The organism is Aureimonas ureilytica, from assembly GCF_001475935.1.
Taxonomy (GTDB): domain Bacteria; phylum Pseudomonadota; class Alphaproteobacteria; order Rhizobiales; family Rhizobiaceae; genus Aureimonas; species Aureimonas ureilytica_A.
In genome coordinates, this window is record NZ_LDQA01000028.1 from 203789 (window position 1) to 225154 (window position 21366).

15 protein-coding genes and 2 tRNA genes are annotated in these 21366 nt (G+C 64.3%); 4 read left to right on the forward strand and 13 right to left on the reverse strand.

Going from position 1 to position 21366, the window contains the following annotated elements; genetic code table 11:
• Positions 1–383 precede the first annotated feature (383 nt).
• From NS365_RS13475 to NS365_RS13490, 4 genes are all read right to left on the reverse strand, one after another.
• The gene (locus NS365_RS13475) at positions 384–857 is read right to left on the reverse strand and encodes a YbaN family protein (protein ID WP_244498445.1); all 474 of its coding nucleotides are present in this window, start codon (positions 855–857) and stop codon (positions 384–386) included.
• 797 nt (positions 858–1654) lie between these two features.
• Positions 1655–1729: transfer RNA gene (locus NS365_RS13480), tRNA-Glu, on the reverse strand.
• 261 nt (positions 1730–1990) lie between these two features.
• Positions 1991–2065 (reverse strand) — tRNA-Glu (locus NS365_RS13485).
• 50 nt (positions 2066–2115) lie between these two features.
• Positions 2116–2481 (reverse strand): hypothetical protein, encoded by a 366-nt coding sequence (locus tag NS365_RS13490; protein ID WP_058600793.1) that lies wholly within the window; start codon positions 2479–2481, stop codon positions 2116–2118.
• Between the two features lie 85 nt (positions 2482–2566).
• Here NS365_RS13490 and NS365_RS13495 point away from each other — a divergent pair, with 85 nt between their 5' ends.
• The 3 genes from NS365_RS13495 to recQ all read left to right on the forward strand — a co-directional run bounded on the left by NS365_RS13495 (position 2567) and on the right by recQ (position 6701).
• On the forward strand, positions 2567–3553 hold the full coding sequence (locus tag NS365_RS13495) for an RluA family pseudouridine synthase (protein WP_244498446.1): 987 nt from the start codon (positions 2567–2569) through the stop codon (positions 3551–3553).
• 208 nt (positions 3554–3761) lie between these two features.
• Positions 3762–4673 carry an RNA polymerase sigma factor RpoH gene (rpoH, locus tag NS365_RS13500; RefSeq protein WP_058600794.1) on the forward strand — a complete coding sequence of 304 codons (912 nt, stop codon included), beginning with the start codon at positions 3762–3764 and terminating at the stop codon, positions 4671–4673.
• Between the two features lie 147 nt (positions 4674–4820).
• A complete protein-coding gene (gene recQ / locus NS365_RS13505; RefSeq protein ID WP_058600795.1) occupies positions 4821–6701 on the forward strand; it encodes a DNA helicase RecQ in 1881 nt (626 codons plus the stop codon).
• Positions 6702–6771: 70 nt separating this feature from the next.
• Here the strand turns inward: recQ and NS365_RS13510 are convergent, their stop codons facing one another.
• The 3 genes from NS365_RS13510 to NS365_RS13520 all read right to left on the reverse strand — a co-directional run bounded on the left by NS365_RS13510 (position 6772) and on the right by NS365_RS13520 (position 11315).
• A complete protein-coding gene (locus NS365_RS13510) occupies positions 6772–7563 on the reverse strand; it encodes a YfdX family protein (protein WP_058600796.1) in 792 nt (263 codons plus the stop codon).
• 275 nt (positions 7564–7838) lie between these two features.
• Positions 7839–9797 carry a hypothetical protein gene (locus NS365_RS13515; protein ID WP_058600797.1) on the reverse strand — a complete coding sequence of 653 codons (1959 nt, stop codon included), beginning with the start codon at positions 9795–9797 and terminating at the stop codon, positions 7839–7841.
• A 225-nt stretch (positions 9798–10022) separates the two neighbouring features.
• On the reverse strand, positions 10023–11315 hold the full coding sequence (locus tag NS365_RS13520; RefSeq protein WP_058600798.1) for an adenylosuccinate synthase: 1293 nt from the start codon (positions 11313–11315) through the stop codon (positions 10023–10025).
• A gap of 297 nt (positions 11316–11612) precedes the next feature.
• Here NS365_RS13520 and NS365_RS13525 point away from each other — a divergent pair, with 297 nt between their 5' ends.
• On the forward strand, positions 11613–12530 hold the full coding sequence (locus tag NS365_RS13525) for a DMT family transporter (protein WP_058600799.1): 918 nt from the start codon (positions 11613–11615) through the stop codon (positions 12528–12530).
• Between the two features lie 69 nt (positions 12531–12599).
• Here the strand turns inward: NS365_RS13525 and serA are convergent, their stop codons facing one another.
• The 6 genes from serA to ftsH all read right to left on the reverse strand — a co-directional run bounded on the left by serA (position 12600) and on the right by ftsH (position 21344).
• A complete protein-coding gene (serA, locus tag NS365_RS13530) occupies positions 12600–14192 on the reverse strand; it encodes a phosphoglycerate dehydrogenase (RefSeq protein ID WP_058600800.1) in 1593 nt (530 codons plus the stop codon).
• Positions 14193–14407: 215 nt separating this feature from the next.
• On the reverse strand, positions 14408–15583 hold the full coding sequence (locus tag NS365_RS13535; protein ID WP_058600801.1) for a phosphoserine transaminase: 1176 nt from the start codon (positions 15581–15583) through the stop codon (positions 14408–14410).
• A 197-nt stretch (positions 15584–15780) separates the two neighbouring features.
• Positions 15781–16563: an outer membrane protein gene (locus NS365_RS13540; protein WP_058600802.1), complete on the reverse strand. Its 783-nt coding sequence runs from the start codon at positions 16561–16563 to the stop codon at positions 15781–15783.
• 246 nt (positions 16564–16809) lie between these two features.
• A complete protein-coding gene (locus tag NS365_RS13545) occupies positions 16810–17610 on the reverse strand; it encodes an outer membrane protein (protein ID WP_058600803.1) in 801 nt (266 codons plus the stop codon).
• A 234-nt stretch (positions 17611–17844) separates the two neighbouring features.
• Positions 17845–19194, reverse strand: a complete 1350-nt coding sequence (gene glmM, locus NS365_RS13550; RefSeq protein ID WP_058600804.1) for a phosphoglucosamine mutase — start codon at positions 19192–19194, stop codon at positions 17845–17847.
• Between the two features lie 212 nt (positions 19195–19406).
• Complete coding sequence (gene ftsH / locus NS365_RS13555) at positions 19407–21344, reverse strand: ATP-dependent zinc metalloprotease FtsH (RefSeq protein WP_058600805.1); 1938 nt, start codon at positions 21342–21344, stop codon at positions 19407–19409.
• Between the last annotated feature and the right edge of the window lie 22 nt (positions 21345–21366).

Below are 21366 nucleotides of genomic sequence, written 5' to 3' on the forward strand. Positions count from 1 at the left end.
GGAGGCTCTGGTTCAGGACGCAGTGACGGACGATAGAAGGATTTCAAACTGAGCCTTCAAAGGCGTAAACACGGTGCTGTCGCAAGTCCCGCGAGGGATCTTTCAAACAGGAATATGAGCAGCCAACCATGCGCCTCCCAGGAAGAGCGGGCCCGATCTTCCTGGGAGGCGCATGGGCATCCTCCCCTTTTCAAGCTTCTGCCTCCGTCGCTCTCACGTTTGACAACGGGCGTGATCTAATCGTGATCTTTCGCGAAGCGACCATCTGTCTTTCACTTATTCGTGAAATCCAGAGAGAAGGTGAGGATTCCAGCCCCTCGGAACAAGAGGCTGACTTGGGATCGAAGACGGGATTGCCGGGGACGAAACTTTGCCGACCATCATCACGCGGACGGCCGCGTCACGAGATAGGACGCCACGCAGACGAGAATGAGACCGATGGTCCAGAGCGCGAGAGCCGGCGCACCGCTGACGAACAAGAGCGCGTAGCTCAGCGCCATTGAGCCGACCGCAAGACATTTGGCCTTCACGGGCACGGCGCGCCGCTCGCGCCAATTGCGCAAGGTTGGCCCGAAACGCGGATCGCGCTCCACGCGCGCGGCCCATTCCGGAGAGCCACGACCGAAGGCCCAAACGGAGAGAAGGGCAAAAGGCGTGGCGGGCAGGCCCGGCAGCACCACACCCGCGATCGCCAACCCCAGGCTGACAAATCCCAATGTCCGATAGGCCATTCGCGCAGCCCGGCCGACGACATGGGTGGACGTGAGGGTCGCAGTATCTGCGCAGACCGCCTCGTCGGCCGGCATGGCGAGCGCTGGCGCGGGATTGTGATGGGGGATCATTTTCTCCGCCAGCATACGCCTTCCGTTCCTTTCCGCGCATCATTCGCCCCGCTTGGTTCTGATCCATCGAACCACGCAGAGGAACAAGCTTGGAAGACGTTTCGACCGAGGGGGGTTCCCGTTTCGTGTCGAAGCCTATGAATCCTGTTCGGATTTTGAAGACGATTTCGCGAAAAAGAAGGAGACGGGGTCGATTTCGCTCGTTAACCTCCCTTGCGTCATCTGCCCTCACCGGGCCAGCCAAGAGGATGTCAACGTGGAGTTCACGCTGCTCGCTTCCGTCGCAACCGCCTGTCTCGGCGCATCGGCGCTCGTCTGGATCGCCCGCTCCCGCATGGAGACTGCCCGCGTAGCGGTGCGAGCGCGCAAAGCCCGCCGCTGACGCGGCGAGCCACCCAGAGAGGAAAGGGCGCGGCGCGATCGGTTCGGTCGCCCGGCGTGGTAGGCATCCCATATGGGACGATGCGGACGTGCCGAAGCGGCCATCGGCTCACCGGCTATGGGCTGCATTGTGTTTCCTCGATATAGTCCGAGTGGAATGGGCTGAGCACGCAGAGCCGTCGAGACAGGCGCGACTATGCGACCGGCCTATTCTCTTGTCTCTCGTGGAAACGCGTGCGAGCCGAAACCTCAGCCGTCAAGCAAAGCGCCAGACCTGGCGCGCCGGAGCCCACCCCGTGCGTCTGACTCCGCGACATATGGCGAGCGAGACTTGATCGGCTGTCGCCCATCGCAATGATGACGGACACGAGCACACGTCAAACCGCAGACGGTTTGGCTTTCGTCGATCGCTCATTTTGAAGATATCAAACTGGTACGCCCAAGGGGAATCGAACCCCTGTTTGCGCCGTGAGAGGGCGCCGTCCTAACCGCTAGACGATGGGCGCGAACCAGTGAGGGGCTGTATAGCGGCAGCGGGCTTGGGCCGCAAGCCCTATTTCAAATGGGCTCACAAACCTGCCGCCCTACGGCAAACGGCAGGCGACATGCCCCGGCCCGATAGGCATTCTACAGCTTGCCGTCCCCCAAAAGGCATAAGAAACGAGCGAAACCGCCGCCTGTCGTCAGCAGGCAGCAACGACCACAGCCAGAAACGCGAGCGCCACAGCGTTGCGCGTCCGAACATCAAGGAAGGAGAGGATTTCTATTGGTACGCCCAAGGGGAATCGAACCCCTGTTTGCGCCGTGAGAGGGCGCCGTCCTAACCGCTAGACGATGGGCGCGAACCAATGAGAGCCGTATAGCTGCGGCGACCGGTAGCCGCAAGCCCTTTTTAGGGCGCGGAGGAATTCGTGGCGCCCAAGTCGGCGCGGATGGGATAGCGAGACACGACCTCCCCCGTCGCGCGGCTGACGAGAAGAATCTCCTGCCTTCCGCCGGCTTCGACCCGCAGGAGGATCGCGTCCGCGCCGAGGCTCGATTCGAGAATGCGAGCGTCCGCAGGCAGGTGGATCGGCGCGCCGCGCTCGGCTAGGGCCGTGACGGTCGGACCCGAGCTGCGATAGACAACGGCGCTCAGAACCGCGATAAGACCCACGAACAGCACGGCGATCGACAGCGCCAGAAGCCGCACCATCTTGCGCCGGATCTTTTCGAAGGCCGGGTCCAGGGGGGGCTGCGCACCCGTCTCGTCGTTCATGACTGTCTTGTCCGGTTTATCGTGGGAGGTTGCCATTCCGGCTGTTGGTACAAGCGGATCGGAAGCGGACGCAAGCTGCTTCCTCGTGTCGGAGGAAGATGCCGGCAAGCGTCTCGACCAGTTTCTGGCCCAAGCGCTGGATGGCGAATTGTCGCGTTCGCGCATCCAGTCGCTGATCGAGGCGGGGCAAGTCTGCATCGACGAAGCCCCCGTCCTCTCTCCCAAGCGGCGAATGCAGCCGGGCGAATCCGTGTCGCTCGAAATGCCCGAACCCGAGGCGCCCGAGCCCGAGCCCGAGAATATCCCGATCACGATCCTTTATGAGGATGCCGATCTCGTCGTGATCGACAAACCGGCCGGGCTCGTCGTGCATCCCGGCCCCGGCAACTGGACGGGAACCCTCGTCAACGCCCTCCTCTATCATTGCGGCGACACACTTTCCGGCATTGGTGGCGTGCGCCGGCCGGGCATCGTGCATCGGCTGGACAAGGACACGAGCGGCGTCATGGTGGTGGCCAAGAACGATCTGGCTCATCGTTCGCTGGCCGATCAGTTCGCGGCTCACGGCTCGGACGGGCGCATGGAGCGGGCCTATCAGGCGGTTGTCTGGGGCATTCCGCTGCGCCCGATCGGCACGGTGGACGCGCCGCTCGGCCGCTCCAACACCGACCGCACCAAGCGGACCGTGGTGAAGGAAGGCCGCGCCGACGCGCGCCATGCGGTGACGCATTTCGAGGTTCTGGAGCGCTACGGCGAGGGTGCGACCAGCGCCTCGCTCGTCGCCTGCATTCTGGAAACGGGGCGCACGCATCAGATCCGCGTCCACATGTCCCATATCGGCCATCCGCTGGTCGGCGACGAAACCTACGGCGCGCGTCTGAAGACCAAGGCCAAGAAGTTCGGCTCGGCGGCCGAGGTGATCGGCGCGTTCCCGCGTCAGGCGCTGCATGCCTTCCGTCTGGTCTTCGAACATCCGACCACGGGTGAGCCGATGGAATTCGAGACGGATCTGCCTGATGATCTAGAGGAACTTGTGGAAGCCCTCAGGCATTTCACCCCCGACGCCGCGTAAAGGATAGCGGATCGCCGGTCTCTCGAAACGACCCGCTCCGAGCGTCAATGGTGGGTGAACGATTTGTAACCTCGTTCGCCCTCATGAGGCCGTGCAATACGGCTATCGGATCACCATATCGGAGTGGAAGGGTTTGCGCCTGCGGGGCAGACCATCAGGCGACCGGCTCGGCCACGAGCGATCGCCGACAGAGAAGGAGGGTTCCCTTATGGCGAGAGCCAATCTTCCGAGCATTGCGTCGGGCGAAGGCGGTCTGGCGCGTTATCTCGATGAGATCCGCCGGTTTCCCATGTTGGAGCCGCAGGAAGAATACATGCTGGCCAAGCGCTATGCCGAGCACGACGATCGTGGCGCGGCGCATCGACTGGTGACGAGCCATCTGCGTCTCGTGGCGAAGATCGCCATGGGCTATCGCGGCTATGGCTTGCCGATCGGCGAAGTCGTGTCGGAAGGCAATGTCGGTCTGATGCAGGCGGTGAAGCGCTTCGATCCCGATCGCGGCTTCCGTCTCGCGACCTACGCGATGTGGTGGATCAAGGCTTCGATCCAGGAATATATCCTGCGGTCGTGGAGCCTTGTGAAAATGGGCACGACGGCCAATCAGAAGCGCCTATTCTTTAATCTGCGGAAGATGAAGAGCCGCATTCAAGCGCTGGACGAGGGCGACCTTCGCCCTGACCAAGTGCAGCAGATCGCGACCCAGCTCGGCGTCAGCGAGGAAGAGGTCGTCTCGATGAACCGCCGCCTGTCCGGCGACGCCTCGCTCAACGCGCCCATCCGCGCGACCGAGGGCGAAAGCGGCGAGTGGCAGGATTGGCTGGTGGATCAGTCCGAAAGCCAGGAAGACATCCTGGTCGAGCAGGACGAGCTGGATCAGCGGCGGGGCATGTTGCGCTCGGCCATGAACGTGCTCAACGACCGCGAGCGCCGCATCTTCGAGGCGCGCCGCCTCGCGGAAGACCCGATCACGCTGGAAGCTTTGTCCGGAGAGTTCGACATCAGCCGCGAGCGCGTGCGCCAGATCGAGGTGCGCGCCTTCGAGAAGGTCCAGAAGGCCGTGAAGGACACGGCCGAGGCCGCGCGTCGCCAGTTGCGGGTCGTCTCCGAAGCGACGGCCTGATCGGGCATATGACCATGAATGAACGAAGCCTCCGGTTCCGCCGGGGGCTTTTTCTTTGCCCAAATGGCCGCGCGTAAAAAGGTGAAGGAGTGCTTGCGATCAAGAGCCCGATCCACGACATTCCGGCGCGACGATGCGGAGTTTCCCATGCCAGATCCCGGACGCGCAGCCGCGCGCTCCAGCGCCACTGATGCCCTGTTCTCGGAGGCCGGCGCCTCGAACAACGACCCGACCCATATTCTGCAAACCGTGTTCGGCCATCCGGGCTTTCGCGGCCAGCAAGGCGCGGTCGTGGAACAGGTCGTCTCGGGCGGCGATGCGCTGGTTCTGTTTCCGACCGGCGCGGGCAAATCGATCTGCTATCAGGTGCCGGCCCTCTGCCGGCCCGGTGTCGCCATCGTCATCTCTCCCTTGATTGCCTTGATGCGCGATCAGGTTCAGGCGCTGCGCCAGCTCGGCATTCGCGCGGCCTCACTCAACTCCGCACAGAGCGAGGACGAGCGCAACGCCATCTGGCGCGATCTGACGAGCGGCCAGCTCGACCTTCTCTATGTCACGCCCGAGCGGATGACGGCCGAGGGCTTTCGCCGCACCTTGTCGCGCCTCGACATCTCGCTCTTCGCGATCGACGAAGCCCATTGCGTCAGCCAATGGGGCCATGATTTCCGGCCGGAATATCGCGAGTTGGCGAGTCTTGCCGACGAGTTCCCCCATGTGCCCCGTGTCGCGCTGACGGCGACCGCCGATGCCGCGACGCGGGCCGACATTGCCGAGCGGCTGCGCCTCGAACATGCACCGGTCTTCGCCACGTCCTTCGACCGGCCCAATATCCGCTATGCGATTGTCGAGCGCGACAATGCGCGCAAGCAGCTTCTCCAGTTCCTTCAGGGGCATAAGGGCAATAGCGGCATCGTCTATTGCCTGTCGCGCCGCAAGGTGGAGGAAACGGCCGAGTGGCTGAACGCGCAAGGCATCTATGCCCTGCCCTACCATGCCGGCATGGAGCCGGAGGTGAAGGCGCGCCATCAGGACGCCTTCCTGCGCGAGGAAAACCTTTGCCTCGTCGCGACCGTCGCCTTCGGCATGGGCATCGACAAGCCGGACGTGCGCTTCGTCGCCCATCTCGACCTGCCGTCCTCGGTCGAGGCCTATTATCAGGAAACGGGGCGCGCGGGCCGCGACGGCCAGCCCTCCGAAGCCTGGATGGCTTATGGCTTGCAGGATGTCGTCCAGCGGCGGCGGATGATCGACGAGAGCGGCTCGGAGGAAACGATCAAGCGGGTGGAGCGCGGCAAGCTCGACGCGCTGCTCGGCATCTGCGAGACGCCCGAATGCCGGCGCGCGGCGATCCTGCGCCATTTCGGCGAGGCGCATGACGGGCGTTGCGGCAATTGCGACACCTGCCTTTCGCCTGTCGAAACCTGGGATGGAACGGACGCAGCGGTCAAACTCATGGCCGCCGTGTATCGCACGGGCGAGCGCTTCGGCCTCGCCTATGTCATCGACGTGCTCACCGGCAAGGCGAGTGACAAGGTGCGCCAGAACGGGCACGACACGATCCCCGTCTTCGGGCAGGGGCGCGATCTCGACGCGCGCGCCTGGAATTCCGTTGCTCGGCAGCTGACGGCGGCCAGCCTGCTCTTGGTAGATCACCAATCCTATGGCGCGCTGTATCTCGGCGAAGGCGCGCGCGCGGTCTTCAAGGGCGAGCGGCGCATCGTCCTGCGGAAGGACCGCACGCGCAAGGCGACCGAGTTCCGCCGCTCCGCTCCGGTGGCGGACGGACTGAGCCAGGAAAGCGCCTTCATCTTCGAAACCTTGCGCAAGCTGCGCTCGCGCTTGTCGCGGGAACAGAGCCTGCCCGCCTATATGGTCTTTTCCGACGCGACGCTGCGCGCCATGGCGGAGCTGCGACCGGGCACGTTGCGCTTGATGGGAAAGGTTCCGGGCGTCGGCGCGGCCAAGCTGGAGCGCTATGGCGAGCTCTTTCTCCAGGCGATCCGCGACGCCGAAGAGGCCATGCCCTGACATCGGAGTCTCCCGCCCACTGAAAAAGGCCCCTCCGGAGGAAGGGCCTTTTGAGCCGACGCGTCACGGGTCAATCGACCTTGGTGGCTGGCTGGGTGTTCGTCTTGCTGGGCGTGTGTGCCTCGGCCGTCTTGGTGGTCTTGGCCTTGTAGGGCTGGCCGTAAATGTCCACGACATTGATCATGGCCTGATCGGTCGTGTCCTTCAGGACGGCGTTCGCCTCGTAATAGTGGCCCTGATCGATCAGGTCGGCGGCCTTGTTCACGTCGCTGATCGTATGATCCAGCGGCAGAACGGCGGTCGCGAACTGCACATCCACATCGGCCAGCGCGAGTTTCTCGAGTGCGCCTTGGCGATCGTCCGTCTTGAGGTGCTGGCTGGCGTTCGTCACGGCGGCGATCTTTTCAGGCGTCGCCTGGAAGGCCTCGCCCAGCGACATCTGCGAGTCGACCGGTAGCCATGCGATGACCTTGCCCGCATCCGCCGGCTTCGCATCGGCCTTCGCGTCAGTCGAAACGGGCTGCGCCTTCATCGGTGCTTCCAGTTCCGAGGCGGCCTTCATGAAGACCGAGTCGTCCTTCGCCGCTTTCTGCAATTCGTCCTTCGCCTTATGGATAAAGGTCTTGGCCTGATCCGTTTGAGCATTGAAGATCGCGAACCGCGCGGCCTGAATATCGCTCAGCGCCTGAGCGCCATCCGTGGACAGCCGCCCGACATCCTTGTCGACCGCCCGTTCCAGACGAACCTCCTGCTTGGTTTGCGTGGGCGCCGGCGCCTGGGGCACCGCGTCGGCCGCATAGGCGACACCTCCCAGAACAGTACTGGCAACCAGAAGAGCAGCAAATCCCTTGTAGACCCTCATTTTACTTCTCCATCATTCGATATTATCATCGACAAGGTTTTTTCCTTGTTGTGATGACAGTATAACGCCATCCCGGTGGGGCTGTTGCGTTACAAACTCGTCATGACGAAGGCTTAATGTTGCGGGAGGGAGCCTCCTTCCAGTGTCCCGGGGCGACTCCTGACGCTGCGGAATGCGATGCCGCGATGACCGTTCGCCGCCCCCAGACGCGCAAAAGGCCGGAGATGCGATCTCCGGCCTTTTCGGGTTGGGGTTCGATCCGTCCTGCGTGTCGGTCAGTTCTTCTTGGCGGCCCAGGCGTCCAGCGCCTGCTTGAACACCCGTGCGCCGGGTATCCCCTTCTCGATCGACATGAGCGCCCGCTGGCCGCTGTTGTAGGCCAAGGGAATGTCGATCCATTCCTCCTTGCCGAGCAAGGCCAGATTGCTGCGCACGGCTTCGGGCAGATCGTTCAGCGCGATGATGAAGAACCCGTCCGAAATCTTGCCGGAAATGCCGATCAGCGGCTCGCCGCGCGCCTGCTCGGTGGGCTTCAGCGCCAGTCGCTGGACATTTTCGATACCGCCACCCGGCGCGCCGTTTGGCGTATCGAACATGACTTCGATCACATGGCTGGCAGGCAGCGTCTGATCCGCGTTGCGGCGGATCGTCATGGTCATCTTCATGCCCGTCGAGGGAATGTCGGCGACCGCCTGGATCGCAGGCTCGGCGGGTTTGCCCTCGGCCGGCGGCTCCTGCACGAGGCTCCAAACGACGTTTCCGTCCTGCTGGGTGCCTTCGCGATTGGCCGAGCGCTCTTCATAGAACACCGCCCGCTGGCCGACGGGGATCGCCCCTTGAGCCGGAGTCTGGGTTGGTGTCGTGGGAGCGGGCTCGGCCGCTGTGGGCGGCGGCTGCGTTGCGGCCGGATTGATCTCGGCCGCCACCACGTTGGTGCCCTCCTCCAGCGGATTGACGCCGCCGACGCCGGGGCCTTCGTCCACTTCGCTGCCATCGGGCAGAAGCCGCTGCGTGAACTGGCGCGCCGTGGACGTGTTGGTCGCCGGCGAGGTGGCGGCCGGCGCGGTGTCGTTGACCGCCCCTTGCGGCGCGGCAGCCGTTGCCGGCGTCTCGTTGGCGGGAACGCTGGCCGGGGGTTCGGCGGAATCCGTCGTGTTGGACGAATTGGACGCGACCTGGCCCGAGCCGCCGCCTGTGACGAGCGAGCGGATGTCGTCGAGATAATAGGTGCCGAGCCCGCCCAGGAGAACGATCGCGCCGATCGCAACGCCGAGGCTTAGCCGCGAGCGGTCCTTGCCTTGCGCGCGGCGCGCGGGATAGCGCGGCGCGGCGAGATCGGGCTCGGGAATGCCGGCATAGGGCGGTGCTCCGCCGCCCGAGCGCTCCGCCGTCGGCAGCGGCAGCGAGGCCGGCCGCAGCTGCCGAGACGCGCGCGGATCGACCGGCGCGGGCGGGGCCGGCTCAGTGGGGCCGACTTCGCCGACGCGCGGCAGCTCGGTGTCTGCGCGCTCCAGCCCGCCGGGCAGCACCGTCCGCTCCGGGCCGGAGGACGGCGCGCGAACCGGCGGGAGCGAGCCGGGGAAGGCCGGGCGCATGGCCGGCGTCTCGCCGGGACGCGCAGAACCCACCGTCTCGTTCAGCGGTGCGCGCGGCGTGGGCGGCAGCGGAGGCGGGCGGGTCGTGGGCGTCGCGCGCGGCGTAAAGACAGGCGGCAAAGGACGCTCCGCCGCCGGCTGCGGCGGCAGATCGCGGCGCGGCTCTTCGATCCGCACGGGTGCGGACCATTCCTCGGCCGGCTCCTGCGGCTCGGGAATGATGGGTGGCGGCGACGGCTGATAGCCCGGCACAGGCGGCAGCGGGCGCGGCGCGGCAAACCCCGGCGGCGGGGCCTGCGGCAAGGCGGGCGCGGGTGGCGCCGGGACCGCCACAGGGGCCGGCTCGGCTCGCACCGGCTCGAGCGCCGGCGTCTCGGCTCTCTCCGGCGCACGGGCGTCTAGCTCGGCCGGAGGCACCTCGTCCTGAGGCGGGTTATAATGCGCCTCGGTTTCGCGGATCGCGTCTTCCAGAACGCGATAGCGCGCTTCCACGACATGATCTTCGAGCGGCGGGTTCGCCGCTTCGATCTGCCGTGTGATCGCAGCTCTCGCCTTTTCGTAAACCTTCGCGCGCAGCTGCGGCGACGCGTTGGGCAATCCGTCGATCGTCTTGCGGAGAACGGCGGTCAGGTTCGCCATGAAGGGCTGCACTCGCTAAGCTTGAAGGCCACACCATTCGAACCGTCATGGCTCATGCATCGATCCGCACCCAACCGCGGGCCTTGGATCGCGCCCGTACGCCCCGAAGCTGGCGTCCATCTGAATCCCCTCGCGGAGACATGGGATGGAACCGCCGCCGGGGCGTAGCGCCCGAAGCTTCGCCCGAAAAATCGAACGGTGCGGAGAACTTATATCAACCCTTCCTTAATCCTGAAACGGATCGCGGACAAGGATCGTATCGTCCCGTTCGGGAGAGGTGGACAGGAGGGTCACGGGCGCCCCGACCAGCTCTTCGATCTGGCGAACATATTTGACCGCCTGCGCCGGAAGATCGCCCCAGGAGCGCGCGCCCGCCGTGGTGCCCTTCCAGCCTTCGAAGCTCTCGTAGATCGGAACGACGCGGCGCTGCGAGGCCAAGCTTGCCGGGAAATAGTCGATCCGCTCGCCGTCCAATTCGTAGCCGACGCAGATTTTAATCTCGTCCATGCCGTCCAGCACGTCGAGCTTGGTGAGCGCCAGACCATGGATGCCGTTGATCGCGACGGCCTGACGCACCAGCACCGCGTCGAACCAGCCGCAGCGGCGCTTGCGGCCCGTGACGGTGCCGAACTCGTGACCCTTGGTGCCCAGGAACTCGCCCACCGCATTGTCCTGTTCGGTCGGGAACGGTCCTTCGCCGACGCGCGTCGTATAGGCCTTGGTGATCCCGAGCACGAATCCGGCCGCAGAGGGGCCAAGGCCCGAGCCCGCCGCCGCCTGCCCCGCCACGGTGTTGGATGAGGTCACATACGGATAGGTGCCGTGGTCGATGTCGAGCAGCGTGCCCTGCGCGCCTTCGAACAGGATGCGGTCGCCGGCCTTGCGGCGCTCGTCGAGCAGGCGCCACACGCGGTCGATATAGGGCGTGATCTCCGCGGCAACCGAGGTCAGCTCCTCCAGGATCGCCTCGGCCGAGATCTCCGGCTGGCCGAGGCCTCGACGCAGCGGATTGTGATGGGCGAGAAGCCGCTCGATCCGCTCGGGCAGAACGTCAAGCTCGGCCAGATCCATCACGCGCAGCGCGCGGCGGCCGACCTTGTCTTCGTAGGCGGGACCGATCCCGCGCCCGGTGGTGCCGATCTTGGTGCCGGCGGCGGCGGACTCGCGCGCCGCATCCAGCTCGCGGTGGAGCGACAGGATCAGCGTGGCATTGTCGGCGATGCGCAACGTGTCGGGGCCGATCGTCACGCCCTGTGCCTCGATGCGCTTCTTTTCGGCGACGAAGGCGTGCGGGTCGAAGACGACGCCATTGCCGATCACCGACAGCTTGCCCTGGCGCACCACACCGGAGGGCAGCAGCGAGAGCTTGTAGGACACGCCGTCCACCACCAGCGTGTGACCGGCATTGTGGCCGCCCTGGAAGCGCACGACCACGTCGGCGCGCTCCGAAAGCCAGTCCACGATCTTGCCCTTTCCTTCGTCACCCCACTGCGATCCGACGACGACGACGTTTGCCATGAATGCTCCTTGGCAGCCCGAAGGCCCGTTCCGCGCGCCATCGACCCAAGCGAGGACGCGCCAAAACGCGCGGAACCTCTCCGATTCCGACGCAAAATTCCCTCGGACTATAAAGAAGCCGCGCGCGACATGCGAGGGCGCAATCCCCGATCTTTCCCCGCTTTTCCCAGAAACATCCGCCCGGCCTCGCGCACCCGCCTACGGGGAAGTTGGTTTCCTGAAGGCTGCGAAGAGCGCTAAGGAAAGGCGAAGCCCGCATGGGCTCACTGACGATCCGCTCGCCATGGAATTCCACAGATGCTCTCCCGCCTCGGCCATCCCTACATGCTGCTCGGCCTGACCTCGCTGATCTGGGGCGCCAACGCCGTGGCGGGCAAGCTTGCCGTCGGCCACGTCTCGCCGATGATGATGACGCTTCTGCGCTGGGCACTGGCGAGCCTCGTTCTCCTGCCCTTCGCCTGGCCGCATCTCCAGCGAGACCGCGCGGCCCTTCGCGGGCAGGCGGGCTATTTCGTCCTGGCCGGGCTCCTGGGTTTCACAGGCTTCAACTCGATCTTCTATCTCGCCCTCAACTACACGACCGCGATCCATTCGATGATCGTTCAGTCCTCCATGCCGCTCGTCGTCTTCGCGGGCATGTTCCTGGTGTTCCGGGCGCGAACCTCGCGGCTCCAGCTTCTGGGCTTCGGCCTCACGCTGGTCGGCGTTCTTCTGACCGCCGCGCACGGCGATCTGACGACGCTCCTGCATCTGGAGATCAATCGCGGCGACGGGTTGATGGTTCTCGCCGTCCTCTCGTTCGGTGCCTACACGATCCTTCTGTCACGCAAGCCCAAGGTGCATTGGCTGACCTCGATCTTCCTGATCTCGCTGACGGCCACCCTCACTTCGATCCCCGTGGCACTGGCGGAATCCGCGATGGGCTACACGCAATGGCCGGACTCGCAGGGCTGGGCCGTGCTGGCCTTCTCGGTTCTCCTGCCCTCGATCGCCTCCCAGAGCCTTTATATCCGGGGCATCGAGATGATCGGCGCGAACCGGGCCAATCTCTTCGTCAATCTCGTCCCGATCTTCGGCACGCTTCTGGCCGTCCTGATTCTCGGCGAGCCGCTGTTCGCCTATCACGTCGTGGCGCTGACCCTGGTTCTCGGCGGCATTCTTCTGGCTGAAGTCGGCAAGCGGAACCAGCGGGTCGTGGGTCGCCCGAAGGCCTGACGGAGCCTACGAAAAAGGGCAGAGCGGTCGCCCGCCCTGCCCTTTCGCAATTTGAATCGTCCGATAAGATCAGACGTCGAAGGTCAGCATCTTGGCCTGACCGATGGCATTGAGGCCACGGATCTCTTCCAGGAATTCCTCGCTCAGCGGGCCATCGAGATAGATGATGGCGATGGCGCTGCCGCCCTGCTCGTCGCGGCCGAGGTGGAAGTTCGCAATGTTGATGCCCGCTTTGCCGAAGGCGGTGCCGAGCTGGCCGATGACGCCCGGAACGTCCTTGTTGGCGGTGTAGAGCATGTAGCGGCCGACATCGGCCTCCATGTTGATGCCCTTGATCTGGATGAAGCGCGGCTTGCCGTCCGAGAAGGTCGTGCCCGCCACCGAGCGCGTCTGCTTCTTGGTCTTCACCGTCACCATGACATAGCCGTCGAACACGCCCGACTTGTCGCGGCGCACTTCGGTGACGGCGATGCCGCGCTCCTTGGCCATCAAAGGCGCGGAGACCATGTTGATCGTCTGGACCTGCGCCTTCAGAAGACCGGCAATGGCGGCCGCCGACAGGGCGCGGGTGTTCATCGTGCCCGGCGCGCCATCATACAGAATCTCGATCGCGTCGATCGGCTCGTCGGTCAGCTGGCCCGCGAAGGAGCCGAGGATTTCGGCAAGCTTCACATAGGGCGTCAGGATCGGCGCTTCCTCGGCGGTGATCGAGGGCATGTTCAGGGCGTTCGACACCGCGCCATTGACGAGATAGTCGGCCATCTGCTCGGCCACCTGAAGCGCCACATTCTCCTGCGCTTCCGTGGTGGAGGCGCCCAGATGCGGCGTGCAGACGACATTCTCGAGGCCAAACAGCGGGGAGTCGGTCGCCGGCTCGACCTCGAACACGTCGATGCCCGCGCCCGCCACCTTGCCGGCCTTGATCGCGTCGGCCAGATCCTGCTCGACGATCAGCCCGCCGCGCGCGCAGTTGATGATGCGCACGCCCTTCTTCATCGTCGCAATGGCTTTCGCGTCGATGATGTTCTTGGTCTTGTCGGTCAGCGGCGTGTGCAGCGTGATGAAGTCGGCGCGCTTGAACAGGTCTTCCAGTTCGACCTTCTCGATGCCGAGTTCACGGGCGCGCTCCTCCGACAGGAACGGATCGAAGCCGATGACCTTCATGCGCAGGCCGACGCCGCGCGAGGCGACGATGGAGCCGATATTGCCGCAGCCGATGACGCCCAGCACCTTGCCGGTGATCTCGACGCCCATGAAGCGGTTCTTCTCCCACTTGCCGGCCTGGGTCGAGGCATCGGCGGCGGGCATCTGGCGGGCCACCGCGAACATCATCGCGATGGCATGCTCGGCTGTGGTGATCGAATTGCCGAAGGGCGTGTTCATCACGATGATGCCCTTCCGGCTGGCGGCCGGAATATCGACATTGTCGACGCCGATGCCGGCGCGGCCGATAACCTTCAGATTGGTGGCGGCGTCGATGATCTTCTCGGTCACCTTGGTCGCGGAACGGATCGCGAGGCCGTCATACTGGCCGATGACTTCGAGAAGCTTGTCCTTGTCCTTGCCGAGATCGGGCAGGTAATCGACCTCGACGCCGCGATCCTTGAAGATCTGGACGGCCGTGGGAGAAAGCTTGTCGGAAACGAGAACGCGGGGTGCCATGGGAATGGTCCTTTGAACGAGAGCGCCGGCCGCAGCGGGGCCGCGCGTGAAAGGGGAAATCGCGAGGCGAGGCGCGCGGCACTCAAGGGCCGGGCGCAGGACCGGCGCGCACGGAGGGCACTGCCGATCGATCGTCAGGAAGCTGTCACGCCATCAGGAGCGACAGCTCCACGCGGAGACGGACCCCCTCCCCGAACGGGAGGGGCAAGAACGCGTCAGGCCGCGTGAGCCAGCGATGCCTTCTGCGTCTCATAGGCATAGGCGAGCCAGGGCATCAGCGCTTCGAGATCAGCCGTCTCGACGGTCGCGCCAGTCCAGATGCGCAGGCCCGGAGGGGCATCGCGATAGGCTGATATATCGAGGGCGACGCCCTCCTTCTCCAGAAGCGAGGCGACGCCCTTGGCGAAGGCTTCCTGACTTTCCTTCGGCAGAGCCGTCAGCGCCGGATCGGTGAACTGAAGGCAGACCGACGTGTTGGAGCGGATGTCCGGCGTCTTGGCGAGGAAACCAATCCAGTTGTTGGCTTCCACGAAACGCTCGATCACAGCGAGGTTCGCATCGGCGCGCGCCTTCAGGCCTTCCAGTCCGCCGACCGACTTGCCCCATTGGAGCGCATCCAGATAGTCCTCGACGCAGAGCATGGAGGGCGTGTTGATCGTCTCGCCCTTGAAGATGCCCTCGATCAGCTTACCGCCCGAGGTCAGGCGGAAAATCTTCGGCAGCGGCCAGGCCGGCTTGTAGGTCGTCAGGCGCTCCACGGCGCGGGGGCTCAGGATCAACATGCCATGGGCCGCCTCGCCGCCCATGACCTTCTGCCAGGAGAAGGTGACGACATCGAGCTTGTCCCAGGGCAGGTCTTGCGCGAAGGCGGCCGAGGTCGCGTCGCAGATGGTCAGGCCCTGGCGATCGGCCGGGATCTTGTCGCCATTGGGAACGCGCACGCCCGAGGTTGTGCCGTTCCAGGTGAAGACGACGTCATGATCGAAATTCACGTCAGCGAAATCGACGATGTCGCCATAGCCCGCTTCCAGAACGCGGGCGTCGCTCAGCTTCAGCTGCTTGACGGCATCCGTCACCCAACCCGAACCAAAGCTTTCCCAGGCGACCATATCGACCGGGCGCGCGCCGAGCAGCGACCACATCGCCATCTCGACTGCGCCGGTGTCGGACGCGGGAACGATGCCGATGCGATAATCGTCGGGAACCTGAAGAATTTCGCGCGTGTCCTCGATGGCCTGGGCCAGCTTGTTCTTGCCAAGCTTGGCGCGGTGCGAGCGGCCGAGAGCGGCATCGCTCAGGGCATCCAGCGTCCAGCCGGGACGCTTGGCACAAGGACCAGAGGAAAAGCGGGGGTTTGCCGGACGCGTGGTCGGCTTGGTGGCATTGGCCATCTGAAGCTACCCTTACAGATAGAAGCACCTCGTTGGGGAGGTGTGTCCCGCTCATGGGGATAGGCGCGAGACATCGCGCAGTCAAGTGACATCGTGATGAAGCCGGTCTCGACGGCGCCTTCGCCGTGAAGAAGGTGAATGAAAAAAGGGCGACTTGCGCCGCCCTTTCGATCAACACCGCGAGATAATCTGCGCGCCTACCAAAGACTATAGCGCAGACCAGCTGAAATCGTGTGCCGCTCGAAGCCGCCGTCCGATCCTGTCATCGACCAGCCGGGGCGGCCCGACGATGCGCCGTCGAACTTGTAGACGTCCCCGCCTTCGGCGTTCAGGTAGCGATAGCCGATGTCAAGCGCCAGGTTCTTGCTGACATCATAGGCAACGCCGCCGGAAAGCGACCAGGCGAAACGCCAGCTCTCCTGCCCCGGTGCACCGCTGACAGAGCAGAGCGCCGAGTTGCAGACATTGAGCTTGGTATCGTCATATCCGACATGCACCGCGCCGAGACCGCCGCCGATGTAGGGCGTAAAGCCCGCCACGGTTCCGAGATCGACATAGGCATTCGCCATGACATCCCACATCGCCGCTTCCGTGCGCTCGCCGATGGCGCATTGGGTCGTACAGAAGATCGAACTGTTGGTGGCCGAGCCGAAATCGGCCTTCGAATAGCGCGCCGTCACATCCGCGCGCAGCATGTCGGTGAAGCGATAGCCGATACCTGCACCGCCGCCGAACGCCTCATCGAGGCTCGCCTGGTTGTAGGATTCGGCCACCGAACCGGACGGCCAGCTGACGCGGCGGTCTCCGTCGAGGTCGGAGCGAAAATCATAGGTCACGTCGCCGCGCAGATACCAGCCCGTGCCGATCTCGACCGGCACCAGTTCGGGCGCCTCGCGGTAGATCGGTCCCAGATCGGCTGCGGACGCGGCAGAAGACAAAAGCACGGCTGTGCCGAAAAGAAGAAGGGTCTTGAGTTTCATCGCGCTCGACCTTGGGAAACGGGAAGCCTTGGAAGCGGACGCTGCCCCGTCTTCCGACATTAACCATGACGCAGGATGCTTAATGTCGGGTTAACCGTGTTTCTTAACTTCTCGAGGCACGTGTTCGGCCCTGAGTGCCCGGCCCTCTCGAGCGGACGCCCCTCCCTTCATCCAAACGAAAACCGCCGACCCTTGCGGGCCGGCGGCTGGCAGTCATGACTGGGCGCGCTCGAAAGCGCGTGGCGCTCAGAAGAACGAGTAGCGCAGACCCGCACGAACCGTGTGGATATTGAAGCCGTTGTCGCGGCCCTGCACGCCCGTCGCGCCCGCGGCGCGGTCGCTGGCGTCGAAGCGGAACGCATCGCCCTCGAACACGCGGGTGTAGCGATAGCCGACATCCAGAGCCAGCGAATGGGTCAGATCCACGCTCGCACCCGCCATGAGCGAAGAGGCGAAGCGCCAGGAATCCACGCCCTCGTGGACGCCGTAATAGTTGTTCGGATCGCCGCAGGTGACCGAGCAGATCTCGTTGCGCATGTCGCCGTAGTTGACGTTGGCGACGCCGACGCCCGCGCCGAAATAAGGGGTGATCGGGCCGAAATAGGGCAGATCGACATAGGCATTGGCCATGACGGTCCACAGGCCCGCGTCGGAATGATCGTTGAAGCGGCAATCACCGCTACCGAACGAGTAGGCGCAGGCGCTCGTGCCCTTGATGTCGAAATCGTAGTAGTCGGCCGTCAGATCGGTGCGGAAATGTTCGGCCCAGCGATAGCCGACGCCGCCGCCCACAGTGTAGCCGTTCTGAAGCTCGATCGAGGAGTAGCGGAAGTCATCGCCGTAAAGGCCGGTCTGCGCGCTGAAGAAGCGGAACGAGCCGGACGTTTCCGACGAGAACATGTAGCCGGCATCGGCGCGGATATACCAGCCGCTGTAATCGGCGGGCGCTTCTTCCACGACCGGAACGGGCTCGATGATGTCGGCGGCGCGAGCCGCGACGGGGGCAAAGGACGCGCTGGCCAGCAGAACGACGACAAGCCGGTTCATATCAAAGATCTCCAGACTTCGAATTCACAGCGGCTCGGGTTCCGCGTTCGATCGAAATCTAAAGATTAATGATTAACTGGAGATTACCTCCCGCTGGGGAAGAGGGTAAACCTGTGACGATTGTGTTACAGTTGCTCAGCCAGATGACACAGTCATCCTCGAGCCACCGATCCGCGCACAGCCGCGCGGATCTTTTTCGTGAAGCGTTCAGCCCCACTATTGCCTCATGGGTGCTCAGGCCGCGCTGCGACGAAGCACATCCACGATGTCATCCACGACATCGGACACGAGCCGGGCATCGTCTCCTTCCGCCATGACGCGGATCAGCGGTTCCGTGCCCGATGGGCGAATGACAAGGCGACCCGTATCGCCCAGGCGTTCGCGACCGATATTGATGATTTCTTGAACCTTCGGAAGTTCCAGAGGTGCGCCGCCGCTATGGCGCACGTTCTTCAGGATTTGCGGCACGGGCTCGAACTTGCGGCAGACCTCCGACACGGTGCCGCCGGCTTTGCGCACCACCGCCAGTATCTGAAGCGCCGACACGAGCCCGTCGCCCGTCGTGCCGAAATCCGACAGGACGATGTGACCGCTCTGTTCGCCGCCGACATTGTAGCCGTGCTGGCGCATATGTTCCACGACATAGCGGTCGCCGACCTTGGTGCGGGCAAGCTGCAATTGCCGATCGTTGAAGAAGCGCTCCAGACCGAGGTTCGACATGATGGTGGCCACCACGCCGCCTGCGGCCAGCCGCCCATCCTCGGCCCAGGCTTCGCCGATCACGGCCATGATCTGGTCGCCATCCACGATCTCGCCGCGCTCGTCGACGATCAGCACGCGGTCGGCGTCGCCATCCAGCGCGATACCGATGTCTGCGCGCACTTCCTGCACCTTGGCCCGCAGAGCCTCAGGGCTCGTGGAGCCGCAATTCAGGTTGATATTGGTGCCGTTGGGCTCGACGCCGAGCTTGACAACCTCGGCTCCCAGTTCCCAGAGAACGTCGGGCGCCACGCGATAGGCCGCGCCATTGGCGCAATCGATGGCGACCCTCACGCCATCGAGCGACAACTCGCGGGGCAAGGTGCGCTTGGCGAATTCGACGTAGCGGTCGCGCCCACCATCGTCGTAACGCTTGGCACGTCCCAGATGCGAGCCGACCGCCAAGCGCGGTGCCAAGTCCTCGTCGATCAGACGGTTGATCTCGGCCTCCAACTCGTCCGACAGCTTGTAGCCATCCGGACCGAAGAGCTTGATGCCGTTGTCATCATAGGGATTGTGCGAGGCGGAGATCATCACGCCGATGTCCGCGCGCATGGAGCGCGTCAGCATGGCGACGGCCGGCGTCGGCATGGGGCCGAGCATCAGGACGTCCATACCAACGGCCGTGAAGCCGGCACAGAGCGCAGGTTCCAGCATATAGCCGGACAGGCGCGTGTCCTTCCCGATAACGACGCGGTGCCGATAGTTGCCGCGCTTGAAGGCAAGGCCCGCCGCCATGCCGACCTTCATCGCGATCTCGGGCGTCATCGGATGGCGGTTGGCTCGGCCTCGAATGCCGTCCGTGCCGAAATAGGATTTCGCCATAATACCCCTCGAAACTGAATGGATGGGCCGTATCAGCGTCAGCGCCGTCGAGAAAGCCCGAAACAGACGGCCAGGCGATCATCAGGCCATATGATGAACGGGCCTGCATTGCGCGGAGCCGGTTTCGGATCGAAGACGAAGCTTGCCGCGAAGCCCGCGTTATAAAAAAGGCGGGCTCGAAGCCCGCCTTCCCATCATGTCTTGGTCGTGTTTCAGGCTGTAGGCTGCGGTTCCAGCCCGCCTTCGCTGTCGTCGCGCGGTCCGCTCGGCTTGGCGGAACCGGCCTTCGGCACAGCCGAACCGCGCGAGGGCGGCGTGTCGTCGCCCATGTCGCGAGCGAGCGGCTTGCCAGCCAGAAGATCGCGGACTTCGTCACCCGACAGGGTTTCGTATTCCAGCAGACCGTTGGCCAGCGTGTGCAGATCCTCGATATGCTCGCGCAGAATGCGACGGGCCTTGTTCTCGGCGACTTCGATGATGCCGCGCACTTCGGAGTCGATCAGACGGGCCGTTTCTTCCGACATGTTCTGCTGCTGCGACACGGAATGGCCAAGGAAGATTTCCTCCTGGTTCTGCCGGTAGCGCAGGCGGCCGAGCTTGTCGCTCATGCCATATTCCATGACCATGGCGCGGGACATGTTGGTCGCCTGCTGGATGTCGTTGGACGCGCCGGTGGTCACGTTGTCGAGGCCGTAGATAATTTCTTCCGCGGCCCGGCCGCCGAAGATCATGGCCAGACGCGCTTCCATCTCGTTCTTACGCATTCCGTAGCGGTCGCGCTCCGGCAAGTTCATGGTGACGCCCAGGGCGCGGCCGCGCGGGATGATCGTGACCTTGTGCAGAGGGTCGTTGAAAGGCTCGTAGATGCCCACCAGCGCGTGGCCGGCCTCGTGGTAGGCGGTCAGCTTCTTCTCGTCCTCGGTCATGGCCATCGACCGGCGTTCGGCGCCCATCATAACCTTGTCCTTGGCGTCTTCGAATTCCAGCATGGTGACGAGGCGCTTGGAGCGGCGCGCCGCCATCAGCGCGGCCTCGTTCACGAGATTGGCGAGATCGGCGCCGGAGAAGCCCGGCGTGCCGCGCGCGATGGTCTTGAGATCCACATTCGGGGCCAGCGGCACGTTGCGCACATGGACCTTGAGGATCTTCTCGCGGCCGCCGACATCGGGGTTCGGCACCATGACCTGCCGGTCGAAGCGGCCCGGACGAAGCAGCGCGGGATCGAGAACATCGGGACGGTTGGTCGCTGCGATGAGGATGATGCCCTCATTGGCCTCGAACCCGTCCATCTCCACCAGAAGCTGGTTCAGCGTCTGCTCGCGCTCGTCATTGCCGCCCCCGAGGCCCGCGCCGCGATGGCGACCGACGGCGTCGATTTCGTCGATGAAGATGATGCAGGGCGCATTCTTCTTGGCTTGCTCGAACATGTCGCGCACGCGGCTGGCGCCGACGCCCACGAACATTTCCACGAAGTCCGAACCGGAGATCGTGAAGAAGGGCACGTTGGCTTCGCCCGCGACAGCGCGCGCCGTCAGCGTCTTACCCGTGCCCGGAGGGCCGACGAGGAGGACACCGCGCGGAATCTTGCCGCCAAGACGCTGGAACTTCTGCGGCTCGCGCAGGAATTCGACGATCTCTTCCAGGTCCTGCTTGGCTTCGTCCACACCCGCGACATCGGCGAAGGTCACGCGGCCATGGGCTTCGGTCAGAAGCTTGGCCTTGGACTTGCCGAAGCCCATGGCCTTGCCACCGGCTCCGCCCTGCATCTGGCGCATCAGGAAGATCCAGACGCCGAGGATGAGGAGAATCGGGCCGAAGGACATCAGGATCGACCAGATCGGATTGACATTGTCCGACGGCGGGCTGGCGTTGATCTGGACGTTGCGCTGCTCAAGCCGGCTGACGAGTTGCGGATCGCCGGGCGAGTAGGTCTGGAAGGGGCTTGCGCCGTCCGTATAGGAGCCCGAAATCCGCTGCCCCTGGATGGTGACGGAGCGCACGCGGCCGGCATCCACGTCGGAGAGGAACTGCGAATAGGGCACGTCGCGCGTGTTCGCATTCTGCGAGCTGTTCGAGAACAGCTGGAACAGCGCGATCAGCAGGAGCGCGATGATCGCCCAAACGGCGAAATTGCGGAAGTTCTGGTTCATTATCCGTCCTGGAAGTGCGCTC

Bases quoted from the DNA above. Each gene is read 5' to 3' on its own strand.
- NS365_RS13475 (WP_244498445.1), bottom strand. From the start codon at position 857: ATGCTGGCGGAGAAAATGATCCCCCATCACAATCCCGCGCCAGCGCTC.
- NS365_RS13490 (WP_058600793.1), bottom strand. From the start codon at position 2,481: ATGAACGACGAGACGGGTGCGCAGCCCCCCCTGGACCCGGCCTTCGAA.
- rpoH (WP_058600794.1), top strand. From the start codon at position 3,762: ATGGCGAGAGCCAATCTTCCGAGCATTGCGTCGGGCGAAGGCGGTCTG.
- recQ (WP_058600795.1), top strand. From the start codon at position 4,821: ATGCCAGATCCCGGACGCGCAGCCGCGCGCTCCAGCGCCACTGATGCC.
- NS365_RS13510 (WP_058600796.1), bottom strand. From the start codon at position 7,563: ATGAGGGTCTACAAGGGATTTGCTGCTCTTCTGGTTGCCAGTACTGTT.
- NS365_RS13515 (WP_058600797.1), bottom strand. From the start codon at position 9,797: ATGGCGAACCTGACCGCCGTTCTCCGCAAGACGATCGACGGATTGCCC.
- NS365_RS13520 (WP_058600798.1), bottom strand. From the start codon at position 11,315: ATGGCAAACGTCGTCGTCGTCGGATCGCAGTGGGGTGACGAAGGAAAG.
- NS365_RS13525 (WP_058600799.1), top strand. From the start codon at position 11,613: ATGCTCTCCCGCCTCGGCCATCCCTACATGCTGCTCGGCCTGACCTCG.
- serA (WP_058600800.1), bottom strand. From the start codon at position 14,192: ATGGCACCCCGCGTTCTCGTTTCCGACAAGCTTTCTCCCACGGCCGTC.
- NS365_RS13535 (WP_058600801.1), bottom strand. From the start codon at position 15,583: ATGGCCAATGCCACCAAGCCGACCACGCGTCCGGCAAACCCCCGCTTT.
- NS365_RS13540 (WP_058600802.1), bottom strand. From the start codon at position 16,563: ATGAAACTCAAGACCCTTCTTCTTTTCGGCACAGCCGTGCTTTTGTCT.
- NS365_RS13545 (WP_058600803.1), bottom strand. From the start codon at position 17,610: ATGAACCGGCTTGTCGTCGTTCTGCTGGCCAGCGCGTCCTTTGCCCCC.
- glmM (WP_058600804.1), bottom strand. From the start codon at position 19,194: ATGGCGAAATCCTATTTCGGCACGGACGGCATTCGAGGCCGAGCCAAC.
- ftsH (WP_058600805.1), bottom strand. From the start codon at position 21,344: ATGAACCAGAACTTCCGCAATTTCGCCGTTTGGGCGATCATCGCGCTC.